General features: G+C 44.7%; 11 protein-coding genes. 8 read left to right on the forward strand and 3 right to left on the reverse strand.

Annotated elements, in window-relative coordinates; genetic code table 11:
- The first annotated feature begins 217 nt into the window (after positions 1-217).
- Together IE104_RS05335 and IE104_RS05340 are read left to right on the forward strand one after the other, a co-directional pair.
- The gene (locus tag IE104_RS05335; protein WP_189416508.1) at positions 218-1,882 is read left to right on the forward strand and encodes a tetratricopeptide repeat-containing response regulator; all 1,665 of its coding nucleotides are present in this window, start codon (positions 218-220) and stop codon (positions 1,880-1,882) included.
- A 76-nt stretch (positions 1,883-1,958) separates the two neighbouring features.
- Positions 1,959-3,002, forward strand: coding sequence for a DUF4380 domain-containing protein (locus IE104_RS05340; protein ID WP_189416510.1), 1,044 nt, complete (start codon positions 1,959-1,961; stop codon positions 3,000-3,002).
- Positions 3,003-3,067: 65 nt separating this feature from the next.
- Here IE104_RS05340 and IE104_RS05345 read toward each other — a convergent pair whose 3' ends face one another.
- Positions 3,068-4,006, reverse strand: coding sequence for a D-hexose-6-phosphate mutarotase (locus IE104_RS05345; RefSeq protein WP_229837616.1), 939 nt, complete (start codon positions 4,004-4,006; stop codon positions 3,068-3,070).
- A gap of 158 nt (positions 4,007-4,164) precedes the next feature.
- Here IE104_RS05345 and rapA point away from each other — a divergent pair, with 158 nt between their 5' ends.
- The 4 genes from rapA to IE104_RS05365 all read left to right on the forward strand — a co-directional run bounded on the left by rapA (position 4,165) and on the right by IE104_RS05365 (position 9,054).
- On the forward strand, positions 4,165-7,131 hold the full coding sequence (gene rapA, locus IE104_RS05350) for an RNA polymerase-associated protein RapA (RefSeq protein ID WP_189416513.1): 2,967 nt from the start codon (positions 4,165-4,167) through the stop codon (positions 7,129-7,131).
- 170 nt (positions 7,132-7,301) lie between these two features.
- Entirely contained in the window at positions 7,302-7,583 is a 282-nt protein-coding gene (locus tag IE104_RS05355) for a hypothetical protein (protein ID WP_189416515.1), read from the forward strand.
- Positions 7,584-7,685: 102 nt separating this feature from the next.
- Positions 7,686-8,315 (forward strand): hypothetical protein, encoded by a 630-nt coding sequence (locus IE104_RS05360; RefSeq protein WP_189416517.1) that lies wholly within the window; start codon positions 7,686-7,688, stop codon positions 8,313-8,315.
- 70 nt (positions 8,316-8,385) lie between these two features.
- Positions 8,386-9,054: a hypothetical protein gene (locus tag IE104_RS05365; protein WP_189416518.1), complete on the forward strand. Its 669-nt coding sequence runs from the start codon at positions 8,386-8,388 to the stop codon at positions 9,052-9,054.
- A 79-nt stretch (positions 9,055-9,133) separates the two neighbouring features.
- On the opposite strand, the gene IE104_RS05370 is transcribed toward IE104_RS05365, so the two are convergent.
- Positions 9,134-11,038, reverse strand: a complete 1,905-nt coding sequence (locus IE104_RS05370) for a DEAD/DEAH box helicase (RefSeq protein WP_189416520.1) — start codon at positions 11,036-11,038, stop codon at positions 9,134-9,136.
- 519 nt (positions 11,039-11,557) lie between these two features.
- Positions 11,558-12,016: a YaiI/YqxD family protein gene (locus tag IE104_RS05375; protein WP_189418290.1), complete on the reverse strand. Its 459-nt coding sequence runs from the start codon at positions 12,014-12,016 to the stop codon at positions 11,558-11,560.
- A 106-nt stretch (positions 12,017-12,122) separates the two neighbouring features.
- Between IE104_RS05375 and IE104_RS05380 the strand changes: the two genes are divergently transcribed.
- Positions 12,123-12,953 (forward strand): 4-alpha-glucanotransferase, encoded by an 831-nt coding sequence (locus IE104_RS05380; protein WP_189416521.1) that lies wholly within the window; start codon positions 12,123-12,125, stop codon positions 12,951-12,953.
- 24 nt (positions 12,954-12,977) lie between these two features.
- Positions 12,978-13,373: an HIT family protein gene (locus IE104_RS05385; RefSeq protein WP_189416523.1), complete on the forward strand. Its 396-nt coding sequence runs from the start codon at positions 12,978-12,980 to the stop codon at positions 13,371-13,373.
- Positions 13,374-13,414 lie beyond the last annotated feature (41 nt).

Below are 13,414 nucleotides of genomic sequence, written 5' to 3' on the forward strand. Positions count from 1 at the left end.
CAATATCTTTAATGCTTGCGCAATTTAACTTTTGCTCGCAGGTTTATCATTAAGGGCTCGCTTACGACAGCGCTCTCCGGTAGAGGTTCCGGCTCTCAAATCAATCACTTAGCTATAGCGCCACACAGCATATTAGCGCCAGACTGCTACACTCCAGTTATACCCTGTTTCGGGTGTCAGAATTGTATAAAAATTGTCATTGGGTGTTTAATCCTGCATGCGTCAAATTGATTTAATAAAGCTCTATAGCCAGATGCGATGCCTGGTGGTGGACGATATGCCTGATGTGCGGGTAGCCATCTCGGGCATGCTGCGTGTTTTTGGTGTCCAACATGTTGATGTAGTAGCAAACGGCGAGCAGGCTATGGACGCTTGTTTTAGTAACCACTATCACATGGTGTTGTGCGATTACAATTTGGGTCCCGGTCGCGACGGCCAGCAGGTTTTGGAAGAGCTGCGTTTTCGTAACCGCCTTAACAACACGAGTATCTTTGTGATGGTCACCGCTGAGACCTCACGGGAAATGGTGTTGGGTGCTCTGGAATACCAGCCTGATGACTATGTCACTAAACCTATTACCCAAGCCTTGCTGCGGCAGCGACTGGATCGTGTATTGCTTCGCCACCGAGAGCTTTACAGTATTAAACAGGCAATGGATGAAAAAGATTATGCGGCGGCGGAGCAGCGTTGTGCCGAGCGTTTGAATGCCAATACCAGCCATCGCGGTGCCTGCCTGCAGATTCAGGCGGAAATGAATTTACGTCTGTTTAATTTCAAACGTGCAGAAGAAATTTACACCGGTGTGCTAAATGAGCGCCCCTTGCTGTGGGCAAAACTCGGTTTAGGTAAAACCCAGGTAGCGAAAAAAGAATACGCTAAAGCGGAAGTAAATTTAAAAGAGGTGATTCGCGATGATCGCCGGGTCGTGGAAGCGCATGATTTGTTAGCTGATGCTTATATCGGCCAAGGGGACACAGTGCTTGCGCAACAGGTGATGCAAGATGCAGCAGAAGTTTCACCCAAATCCGTTATGCGGCAGCGGCGTTTAGCAGAACTCTCCAAATTAAACGCAGATACCCAAGCCTGTTTAGAGGCGAGCAGGCGAGTGATAAAAACCGCGCGCAATTCAGTGTATGAATCTCCAGATGATTATTTTAATTTAGCGCGTGAGTTGGCAGAGCTCAGCAAAGAAGGCGAAGCCAATGCCGATAAATATGTGAAGGAAACCTTTGAAGTTTTGCAAAAATTGGAGAAGCGGCCTTATTTTGATGTAAGTGCTGATGTTCAAAGTAACGCATTAAAGTCACGTTCTTTACTCAACAATAATAAAGCAGAAGCAGCTGATCCTTTTTTGGAAAAAGCAAAAACACTTTATCAGACACGCAAAGAAGATTTAAAGCCGGAAGCGGGATTGGATGTGGCACAAACCTTAATTGTGAAGGGGGATAAATCGGCGGCCGATGAAGTTTTGCATGAATTGGTTGAACAGTTTCCTACTCACGATAGGGTTGTTGCCAAAGTCGATTCCATGTCAGACACACCGAAAAGTAAAGAAGGCCGTAAAAAAGTCGCAGATATGACTAAGTCTGGAATTGATTACTATGACAGTAAGCAATACAAAGAAGCTGTGGAGACTTTTAGAAATGCGATTGGCATTTTCCCCAGCCATATAGGTTTAAACTTGAATTTAGTGCAGGCCGTTATTGCAGAAGTAAAAAATAACGGCGAACAAACCGGGTTTGAAACCCTCTGCAGAAACTCCTTATCGCGCATTTCTAACATTGACCCCGGTGATTCACAATATGCTCGCTACACGCATTTGGCTAAAGAAGTAGACGAGGTATTCAAAATGGATTTAAGTGAGCTCGATTTAGATTTGTAAATCGAGTTTAATTCTGCATTAAAGATGTCGTAGCATGGTGGATTAATCCAGTGTGTATATTTTGGACAATAGAGATATGTCAAATCTTACAAAACTTGCCCTTGTGATTCTGGCGTTGACTTCATCCTTAAGTGCGGCGACGGCTATGGCACAAGTGCAAAAAATCAGTATGGGTAACGGCACAATCGCTGCGGAAATCACGCCAGATATAGGCGGACGTTTGCTTTCCTTCTCGCTAAAGGATCAACCCAATTTTTTATTACTGGCAGATCTCGCGTCTTTGAACACCCGTCCGCAAGTAAGTCCTAGTTCTGACAATATTGGTTATTTTGGCCATGAAATTTGGGTAGGCCCGCAAAGTGAGTGGTGGGTGCATCAAAAAGTAAATCCTGAACGTGCCGCTAAAAAAGCTGTGTGGCCACCAGATCCTTATTTAATCCTTGCGCAAAATACAGTGCTTGAGCAGAGCCAGGAAAAGGTAATTCTAAAAAGTCCTGAAAGCGGCGTGAGCGGTGTGCAAATCATAAAAGCTTACGCGCTCATGCCTGAAAGAAAAAATAGCCTTAAGTTGCAAGTGCGTGCCACCAATATACGCAAAGAAAATATTGCCTGGGATATTTGGTTTAATACGCGCGTTCCCGCCAATGCGCAGGTATATGTTCCTGTGGCTAATGCCGCTGACGTACAACAAAAAAATCTGGAAGACGCGACTAATGCTGCTCTTGTTTATACCGTGAGTGATGGCATCTTATCCTTGGATATGATTCCGCCGCCAGCGGGTAAAACAGCGCGCAAAGGGAAATTAATGATTCAACCTTCGTCGGGTTGGATGGCAAGCTTTTATGACAAACAAGTTTTTATTATTCAATTTCCCTTGCAACCTAAAGCGGCGATTCATCCAGAGCAGGGTCAGGTAGAACTTTATAACGATTTCAATCCAGCAAAATTGCAAGAGGGCTTGCTTGAAATGGAAGTGCATGCGCCTTACAAAACGCTCGCACCCAAAGAGTATATGATTGGCGAAGAAACCTGGACGATTTTAGAATACAAAGGTGCTCCGACGCGTAATGCGCATCTCGCGTTTTTGCGTGCGCAAGCAGCACAATTGGGTTTGAAGTAAAGCAAATAAGTTTTCCAGAAATAAAAAAGCCATCATCACTGATGGCTTTTTTTGCATTACAGATTTTAAATCGCAGAAATTTCTTTTATTTCCACCGCAGCACTCTTGGCTTCACCTGCAGTCAAATGCCATTTTTCTGCGAGCACTGCGCCGCGCTCAACACAAATGTAACCTTGCTCGTGACCTGCGCCTATGTCAGCAATTTTAGCCGCGTTAGTTGCACCAGGGTTCCACACCACAACGCTTGGACAATTGTTGTGAGTGATTTCAATTGCAGGTTTACTGGCAATTCGTACCGCATTTTCAATTGCTGGATAAACGCGATCTACTTCCGCAGGAAAACTCACATCACCATCCTGAGTTTTTACAGCGTGATTTTCCAAATTATCGAGATAAGTTCTGCCCGCTAAACCTTGTACGCGCACAGTTTGCAATGATTCCACCGGATGATAGCTGTGCAACACCCAGCTGCAGTCAAAGGGTTTGGTGTCTGTATTTTTGATACTGATTGCCAATTTAATACTGGCGCCCAAGGTCATGGTCAACTGGGCTGTGAAATCAAAATCAAATAATTCATTTGCGCTGCTGATGAAATTGAATACTAATTGCGCGCTTCCGTCTGCTTGCAATTTTGCATCACTCAATTGCCAATCGCGGTTGCGTGCAAAGCCGTGTTTAGGTTTTTTCGGGTCTTGGGTATTAGGGCCAAACCATGGCAGGCAAACAGGAATACCACCGCGTAAGGCTAGGCCAGGTGTAAAATCACAGTTGGGGCTAACCCACAATAGAGGCTTGCCGTTGCGGGTTTGAAAGCTCAATAAATGAGCACCTTGTAGTGCAATAAGCGCGTTACAAGCGGCAGTGTTTACTCGCAAAATCGGAAGGCCTTCGCCCTTGCTGTTGGGGAACGCTTTATCGCTTGAAGTTAGCTCCAAAAAATCGCAACGTGCAATCAGGGTATTTAATTCGGAATTTAATGAGGACTGGGGCGTAAGAAGGGACATAATGACAACCATCAACAGCTTTAAGATGCCCTAATTCTAACCAAATCGTTGGTCATAATCATCTGATAAATGTTCAGATTTTTTGGTTTTGGCGCGCTAAAAACAGTATGATGCACGCCCATTTTCGCGTGACAGATTTTTAATATATAGGTGTGTGAGTGAGCAAATCGCAATTTGTGAGTCAGGCTTTTACTATCGGCCAACGTTGGATCAGTGAAGCAGAAGCTGAATTAGGCTTGGGCATTGTGCTGGATATTGCGAATCGCCGTTTGACCTTAAGTTTCCCTGCGGCAGGAGAACGCCGTACTTATGCGATGGATAATGCGCCAGTAAGTCGGGTTGTTTACCAGGTTGGTGAAAAAGTACGTCATCAAGACGGTACTAGCGTAAAAATTACTCGTGTAATTGAACAGCAAGGTTGTTTGTTATATCACGGGTTGGTATTTGATAAAGATAAAAACTTAACCAAAGAAGAATTGGCCATCCCCGAATTTGAATTGGATAGTTTCGTTCAATTCAGCACACCGCGTGATCGCTTATTTGCGGGGCAAATTGATAAGCACACACATTTCACGCTGCGTTACAAAACCCTTAATTATTTAAATCAGCATCGCCAATCAAATATATTTGGTTTAGCGGGGCCGCGTGTGCAATTGTTGCCACATCAACTCTACATTGCAAACGAAGTTGCGCAACGCCATGCACCACGTGTGTTGTTGGCAGACGAAGTAGGTTTGGGTAAAACCATTGAAGCCGGTTTGGTTTTGCACCAACAATTAATTAGCGGCCGCGTAAAGCGCGCATTGATTGTGGTGCCCAATAGTTTGCAGCACCAATGGCTGGTGGAAATGCTGCGTCGTTTTAATTTGGCATTTACTTTGTTAGATGAAAAACGTTGCCAAGCGATTGAAGGTTTGGATTCGTTTGAAGAGTCGATTGATTTTATTGATGACTTTACCGACGAATTTGAGCGTGAATCTACCAGCGATAATCCATTTGAGTCTGCACAATTAATTCTGTGCTCACTGGATTTCCTTACCAAAAACCCTGAACGTTATGCGCAAGCATTGCAAGCGAGCTGGGATTTGTTGTTGGTAGATGAAGCGCACCATTTACAATGGAGCGAGCAAAAAGTTAGCGTTGCTTACCAATGTATTGAAGGCTTGGCAAAAGTTGCCAAAGGTTTGTTGCTTTTGACTGCTACGCCAGAACAGCTTGGTTTAGAAAGTCACTTTGCGCGTTTGCGTTTGCTAGATCCGGATCGCTATTATGATTTGGAAAAATTTATTGTGGAGCAAAAGTCCTATGCGCCGCTCAATGATTTAGTGCAAGCACTACTCGCTGCTCATGTTGAAGAAGCCAAAGCTTTGCCCGCAAATTTAGTAAAACAATTGGCTGATTATTTACCAAAAGAAACTATCAGCGAATTAACTGGCTTGGCTGAGCAAACCTGTTTAGGCCAAGCCGCAGATAAAGCCATTAGTTATTTGTTAGATAGACATGGTACTGGCCGTGTGCTTTTTCGCAATACTCGTAATTCTGTGGCAGGTTTTCCAGACCGTATGCTGCATCAACATTCTTTGGATTTGACTGCGGAACAACTCGCAGAGATTCGTAAGTTGCCTTTGGAGAAACAATTGCGTGCTGAAACCTTTTGGCAAGCGCAGGAAAACGATTGGTGGTTGCATGATCCCCGCGTAAATTGGTTAAGCGATTTGCTTAAGCAAAATCGTCGCAAAAAAGTCTTGGTAATTTGCGCAAGTGCCGATACCGCACAAACTCTTGAAGACTATTTACGCTTACGTAGAGGCTTGCTGACTGCAGTCTTCCACGAAGGTTTGAATTTAATTGAACGCGACCGCGCTGCTGCTTATTTTGCGGATATGGAAGAGGGGGCGCAGGTTTTAATTTGCTCTGAAATCGGCAGTGAAGGCCGTAATTTCCAGTTTGCACAAGATTTGGTGCTGTTTGATTTACCACTTAATCCTGATTTGCTAGAGCAGCGCATTGGCCGTTTGGACCGTATCGGCCAAACAGCAACGGTGAATATCCATACTCCATTTTATGTGGGCAGCGCACAGGAAAAGTTAATTCGCTGGTATCACGAAGGCCTCAATGCTTTCGAAAAAACCTGTGCTATTGGGCAGAATGTATATATCCAATATGCCGATAACCTTTTACCAATATTGGTAGAGGATGATGAAGCTGCTTTCGCTGATCTACTGCAAAAAACACAAACCTATGCAGCGGATCTAGTCGCGCAATTGCAGAAAGGTCGCGACCGTTTATTAGAGTTGAACTCTTGCAAGCCGGCGCAAGCTGCTGTATTGGTTGATGCGCTTGCTGAAAAAGACGAAGACAAAAGCCTCATCAATTATCTGGATGCCGTCTTCGATGCATTTGGAATTGATTCAGAAAAACACAGCGAACACAGTCAAGTTATTCATCCGAGCGATCATATGCGCGTGGAGGAGTTTCCCGGTTTGCCAGAATCTGGTTTGACGATTACCTACCAGCGTCAACAAGCGCTCTCCCGTGAGGATATGCAATTTATTACTTGGGAGCATCCGCTAGTGCGTGGTGCACAGGAATTAATTGCCTTGACTGAATTTGGCAACACCGCATTTTGTACTCTGAAGTTGCCGCCGCTCAAACCAGGTAACCTGATGCTGGAAGCTCTCTATGTATTGCATTGCCCGGCGCCGGCCGAACTGCAATTATTCCGTCATATGCCTCAATCATTATTGCGTGTGTTACTTGATCACAATGGTAAAGATTTGAACGCGGTCTTGGGGATTGATCAGCTAGGCAAACTTTTGCAGAAAGTACCGCGCAATAATGCACAGGAATTAGTTCGCCACGCGCGCCCAGCCTTGGTGGAAATGTTGCAGAAAGCAGAAGACAAAGCCAAGCCGCAGCAAGCCGATTTAATTGCGGCAGCTCAGCAAAAAGTTAAAGAAGAAATCAACACAGAATTGGATCGCATGAAAGCACTTGCTAAAGTGAACCCCAATGTCCGTCAATCTGAAATCGATTATTTGCAAGAGCGTTTGGCTGCAAGCCAGCATTACTTGTCACAAGCGAAACTTCGTTTAGATTCTTTGCGCGTGATAATGACAGTTTGATTTTGTCTTCCTTGCATATGTTTTTTTAATAGGGAATCGTCATCCTCGCGCAGCGGGGATCCACCGGGCTGGCGCGCCAGCTTTTGATTGTTGATTTTTGAAAAGCGATGGATACCCGCTGCGCGAGGATGACGACTCCCAGAAAACTAATTTTTTTTTTGAGATTAACTATGTATATTTTCTCCGCAAATGCCAAAGCCAAAAAAGACCGTGATGGTGTTAAAGAAGGGCAGGTTGTTCCCTTTATTGTTTATATAAACTTCATCGATCTGTTTGGTGCAGAGCAGTTATGCAAGGTTTATTTGATGCGCGCTGGCTTCACCGAAATTGAAATCGAAAAGCGCAAGTTGGTACCCAGTACCTTAACGAGTGATCCACGAGTGGTTGCCGCCGATAAAGCCATGGCTGAAGCGATTAAGTCTGGCTATATGATCCAGATGTTTGACGAATAATATTCATAGTCTTCGCTCACTGTTACTGCTTGCTAAGTTGCTGGAACTTTTTCTTTACAGCTAAGTCTATCCCCCGTTCATTGTGCAACGGGATTTCATACCATGGGAGTTTTACAAGGAGTTAGTGCTCAATCTATAGCACGAAAGAGATATTCCCCAAAACTGGTTCCGCAACAATATTCTCTCTGGGTTTTCTTTTTTACTTTTATTATTCATCTGGCAATTATCTTTGTTGCTATGAAGGGCCATCACCATAAATCCGAACAGGTGGAAATGGCTATCAACCTAGTGCCGATGTATGTGGTTGCAGATGTTCCTGTATTTTCTGTTGAGGCTCCGGCGATACAGAGTGATATTCAGCTTTCCTCGCCGGTATCCCCCGAGTTAATTTTCCCAGAACCTGAAAAAAATGTTTCTACATTAAATATGCGCGAGTTTTTAGGACAAGAAACCTATGAGTTTCCAACTAAAAAATCAGGCCGCTATAAAGATGTATTTAATCCTGAGTTGCGTAAGAAGTTGCAGGATTTGCCTGAGCGAAAAGTTGTTAAACCTAAAATTCAATATTTGGGTGTTGGTATTACGTTGGAAGATATTGGTAATGGCATGTGTCTTTATGGGGATGCCTTTCTTAAAACTGGCTATAAAGTTAAGTGTGGTCCTGATCAGGGAGAGCAAATGATGATAAATATGGAGCATGCATTGGCTGACCCGTTGCATTTAAATGAATAAGTTTCTTGAACTTTGTCTTATTCTAAAGATCTAGAGCCTCACTAATAATTGAGTCAGGATTTTTGGCTTTATGGGATATTCACAATTACAGGGGCGTTTTGGCTTATTCGAGTCTGGTTATTCCTCTTCTCGACGTATATCGAAAAATCAATCTTCATTGGTATTGGGGATTATTGTTTTTGCGCACGCGCTAATAATCCTGTTTGTATTAACTGAAAAAAATCGGCAGCGCGAGTTAGTGCCTGAAAAAATTCTGCACATGATTAATGTGTTGCCGGAGTCGGAAGAATTAATTTCAGAACTGAATAAACCAGAGGTTAACGAGTTGCGGTCATTGCAACTAAACATCCCTCAAATGCAAATTACCGAACCTGTTATATCATCACTAGATACTCCAATCGACAATTTGCCTTATGAGCCTCCTTCAGAAGCTTCTCGTGGGAATGAAAATGTCTTTGATCCCAAGATGCGACAGAAATTACTTGATGCTAAGCGATTAAATGTTCCCCGCGCAGCAGAGAAGTCCAACACCTGGACCGCGATTGATGGACGTACTTATATAGAAATGGGTGACGGTACCTGCATGGTTTCTATGCCTAAAGTTGATTCGCGGGATCGCGGGACTAGTTGGGGTTTTACGACGTGTGGTAAAACCGATAGTGAAAAAGCAATGGATAGAGTTAATGCTGATTTTGAATCGCGTAGGGGGCCAATTAATAAACCAAAAACAAATCAGTAGATAAAATCCTAATAAAAAGGCCAGCAATTGCTGGCCTTTTTTTCCTTTTGTTAATTCCTTTTATGAGTTTAATTAGCGATTAATCAAACTTCTTTGGACGAAAGCTTTTGCTCTTTTCGCCTTTTGGTTTATCACCTAAACCTAATTTTCCGCGTGGTGCGCCGTCGCGTGGTTTATCTGAGTAGCTGCGTGGTTTATCGCTGCGTGGCTTATCATCGCGTGAAAAAGAGCGCGGGCCGCGATCACCGAAATCACGATCGCGACTATTGCCGCCAGCACCAGTATCAACGCTGATTTCTAGCGGACGATTGCGTACACGAACTTTTTTCAATTGGCTCAATACATCATTAGACAAACCTTTTGGTAAATCTACCGTTGAGAATTCGTCGTGCAATTTAATATGGCCAATGTTCGCGCTGGAAATACCGGCTTCGTTTGCGATTGCACCAACGATATCACCAGGGCGAGCTTCATGGTTGCGACCTACTTCAATGCGGTAGCGAACCATGTTCTCGTCGTTGTGTTCACGGCGTGGACGATCTTCACGTGAGCGTTCGCGACCTCCATCACGGCCACCACGATCATTGCGATCACGACCACCGCGTTCTTCGCGGCCACCGCGATCACGTCCTTCACCACGAGATTCGCGCTCAGGTTTTACGTCAGTAAATTTCACTTGCAGTGGGCGCTCGCGTTGCAACAAATAAGCGAGAGCAGATGCGATATCTTCTGGCGATACTTCATTTTTGTTGCTGAACTCTGCCAACAAATCATTGAAGAAACTTAAATCTGGCTGCTCAGCCAGTGTGGTAGTAATTTGCTGGGTGAACTGATCAATACGGTGTTTGGTTACTGCAGCGCCGCTTGGTAATTCCATCAAAGTGATTGGCTTCTTGGTCGCTTTTTCTATGGTGTATAGCAAACGTTTTTCACGTGGTGCAACAAACAAAATAGCTTTACCACTACGACCTGCACGGCCAGTACGACCAATACGGTGAACGTAGGCTTCTGAGTCATACGGAATGTCGTAGTTAACAACGTGGCTTACGCGCTCTACGTCGATACCGCGTGCGGCAACGTCAGTAGCTATAACAATATCCAAAGAGCCTGATTTCAAACGCTCAATAGTGCGTTCGCGCAATTGTTGGTTCATGTCGCCGTTCAAAGCAGCGGCAGAGAAACCACGTGCTTCCAATTTTTCAGCGAGCTCAACGGTTGCGGTTTTGGTTCGCACGAAAATAATCATGCCGTCAAAAGGTTCTACTTCAAGGATACGTGTAAGTGCATCCAATTTATTGGTGCCGCTAACCATCCAGTAAACTTGTTCAATATTGTCGCCAGTGGATTGTGAGCTGGCGATTTTAATTTCTTTCGCATCGCGCAAATAGTTGTCGCACACTTTGCGAATTTCGCGCGGCATGGTTGCAGAGAAAAGTGCAGTTTGACGAGTCTCTGGAGTGTGTTCAAGAATCCATTCAACGTCATCGATAAAGCCCATGCGCAGCATTTCGTCGGCTTCATCGAGTACAAGGCTTTTCAAACTATTTAAATTCAAACTGCCGCGACGCAAGTGGTCCATTACGCGGCCAGGTGTACCAACAACAACGTGCACGCCGCGTTTTAATTGGCGCAATTGGCTGGTCATGTCTTGACCGCCATAAATTGGCAATACGTGGAAGCCCGGAATGTGTGCAGCGTATTTTTGGAATGCTTCAGCTACTTGAATCGCAAGTTCACGTGTTGGTGCGAGAACCAGAATTTGTGGGTCTGCTTGCTTTACATCTAATTTTGACAGCAGTGGCAATGCGAAGGCTGCAGTCTTACCTGTACCAGTTTGCGCCATGCCGAGAATGTCGCCACCTTGCAACAGCACGGGAATAGCTGCGGCTTGAATGGGCGAGGGTACTTCGTAGCCAACAGATTGAATGGCTTTAAGTACAGGCTCGGAGAGTGCTAAATCGGTAAACAGAATTTGGTCAGTCATTTTTAAACCTTTGGTTTGGCTGAATTAAAAAAACAATAAAGCAAAGCCGTCGCTAACATTGCGTGTTAGTTAAGGATTCGTTTTTGTTTTTATTGATCGAATAATTTTTTGCCGCGCAAATAAATAACGCAGCCTAAGTGGGAGCGATGATCGGGTCGCTATGGGTGCGAAAGCTGTAAAACTTTCGCACAAAAGAAATTCGCATGAGCAGTGCTGATGCAAGATAAGGCGATTAAATCAACGGATTCCCGCGTGTCCTGCCAAAAAATATTGGCTAACTGGAGCACAGTGCAATTCAAAAACATCGTGTTTTTTAAAAATTGCGCACTTTATAGCAGGCTGAAAATTTGAACTTCATGTTGTCGATTGGTTCCTGAAAACCAATGTTTGGGCAGCCCTCAGGCGTCCTGCCTGCTCAGCATATCCCCACAAAATAAACTCAATAAAGGAGGGGCGTTACTGAAAGTGCGCGCAGTATAGGGATTCGGTGCCTATAAAGCCAGCAAAATAGCTGCCAGTTCACATTGGGTTGGATTTTGCTTTTGCTAATAACGAATCCAATGCGTTGGCGAAGGTTTGCTTGTCGCGGTCGTTGTATGGAGGAGGGCCATCGTGGACTACGCCGCTGGAGCGCATGGTTTCCATAAAGTCGCGCATGTTGAGGCGAGCGCCGATACTGTCTTTGGTGTAGCGCTCACCGCGGGGGTTGATGACCGCTGCGCCTTTAGCGATGGCTTCGGCAGCGAGAGGGATGTCTGCAGTCACTACCAGATCGCCAGCGGTTAGCTCCTGAACTATATAGTTGTCGGCCACATCGAAGCCGCCAGCGACCTGTGTGGCTTTAATCCACGGCGAGGCCGGTGCGGATAAATACTGGTTAGCGACCAGTATCATCAGGATTTGGCGTTTGTGAGCAGCGCGGTAGAGAATTTCTTTGACGGGCTTGGGGCAGGCGTCGGCATCGACCCAGATTTGCATATTCATTATCTCGTGGTTACAGAGCCTATCAGGCTGCGCAGATTATACATTTTGCGTTATTCATGGGTTAGACTCAGCGCAAATAAACGGGTTAGATGAGAAACTCATGTCCGAAAAACACATTTCCACCACCGCCTTGGCACGCATGCTTCACAAAGAAAGCAAAGAGCTATTTATATTGTTGGCGCAAGGTGGCTGGATGGTAAAGGTGGATAACCACTGGCAGTTGACAGAGAAAGGTCGGTTTGAAGGCGGGATATATATCAATCATCCCAAATATGGCGAATACATCGCGTGGCCGGAATCCATTCAGGATCATCCGTTACTGCGTTTATTGCCAGAGGCGCCGCTCAGTGCAACCCACATTGGTACCAAATTGGATTTACCCGCGCGCTTGGTGAATTTGCTATTGGCTGAGCGTGGCTGGATTAAAAAGCATATTCGCGGTTGGTTGTTGACACCAAGAGGAAAAGCCTTAGGTGGCGAACAACACACCAGTGAACAAAGTGGTATTCCCTATACGACCTGGCCGGAAACTCTGTTGGATAACTCGCTATTTTTGGACTCGGTTGCGCAATTAAAGGGAGAGAATTTTACTACTTCTACAAAAGCTATGAGCGGGCAAGTGGTAGCCTTGCGCGAAGCTTTGATATTAGAAAATTGGTTGTACCTCGCCAATGTGCACCACTCGGTTAATTATGAGCTGAAAGCGGGCAGCGAAAAAATCCAGGCTGATTTTTTCTTGCCGGAATTACAAGTCGCTATTGATTTATGGGGCGCTGCAGACAATGCAGCGGCAATTGCACGAAAGTTGGCGAAGCAGGAGTTTTACCAAAAGCATGGCTACGACTTTATTGAAATTCACGATGAAAATATCGCGCAATTGGATGAGCTTTTAGCAAAGCAATTGTTGCAATTTGGTTTGGCAGTTTATTAAGCCGATATCTATTAGGAGTATTTTATGGCAAGTGTATTCACATTGATTATAGAAGGAAAAATTCCTGGGCATTTTGTGTATCAAGATGATATTGCTGTTGCAATCTTAACGATTCAACCTATTCGCGAAGGGCATGTGTTGGTAATCCCTCGACAAGAAATTGATCAATGGAGTGATTTACCGGTTGATGTTGCTGCGCACTTGATGAAAGTTAGCCATAAAATCGCCAATGCGATGAAACCTTTGTTTCCTTGCACGCGTATAGGCGTGATGATTGCCGGGCTGGAAGTTCCTCATACGCATATTCATTTGGTGCCTATGGATTCTATGGATGATTTAAGTTTTTCGTTTGCAAAAAATGCAGATCAGGAAGCATTGAAAAAAACAGCCGAAAAAATTCGCACTGCTGTTAAGGGTTAATCAAGTTTGTAACCGGCAAAAAATGTTTCCGCGTAACTAAA

It is taken from the genome of Cellvibrio zantedeschiae (assembly GCF_014652535.1).
Taxonomy (GTDB): domain Bacteria; phylum Pseudomonadota; class Gammaproteobacteria; order Pseudomonadales; family Cellvibrionaceae; genus Cellvibrio; species Cellvibrio zantedeschiae.

What these genes read in the sequence shown, in the direction of transcription:
- IE104_RS05345 (WP_229837616.1), bottom strand. Translation starts at nt 4,006, where the DNA reads ATGTCCCTTCTTACGCCCCAGTCCTCATTAAATTCCGAATTAAATACC.
- IE104_RS05380 (WP_189416521.1), top strand. Translation starts at nt 12,123, where the DNA reads ATGTCCGAAAAACACATTTCCACCACCGCCTTGGCACGCATGCTTCAC.
- IE104_RS05340 (WP_189416510.1), top strand. Translation starts at nt 1,959, where the DNA reads ATGTCAAATCTTACAAAACTTGCCCTTGTGATTCTGGCGTTGACTTCA.
- IE104_RS05365 (WP_189416518.1), top strand. Translation starts at nt 8,386, where the DNA reads ATGGGATATTCACAATTACAGGGGCGTTTTGGCTTATTCGAGTCTGGT.
- IE104_RS05385 (WP_189416523.1), top strand. Translation starts at nt 12,978, where the DNA reads ATGGCAAGTGTATTCACATTGATTATAGAAGGAAAAATTCCTGGGCAT.
- IE104_RS05355 (WP_189416515.1), top strand. Translation starts at nt 7,302, where the DNA reads ATGTATATTTTCTCCGCAAATGCCAAAGCCAAAAAAGACCGTGATGGT.
- IE104_RS05335 (WP_189416508.1), top strand. Translation starts at nt 218, where the DNA reads ATGCGTCAAATTGATTTAATAAAGCTCTATAGCCAGATGCGATGCCTG.
- IE104_RS05370 (WP_189416520.1), bottom strand. Translation starts at nt 11,038, where the DNA reads ATGACTGACCAAATTCTGTTTACCGATTTAGCACTCTCCGAGCCTGTA.
- IE104_RS05375 (WP_189418290.1), bottom strand. Translation starts at nt 12,016, where the DNA reads ATGCAAATCTGGGTCGATGCCGACGCCTGCCCCAAGCCCGTCAAAGAA.
- IE104_RS05360 (WP_189416517.1), top strand. Translation starts at nt 7,686, where the DNA reads ATGGGAGTTTTACAAGGAGTTAGTGCTCAATCTATAGCACGAAAGAGA.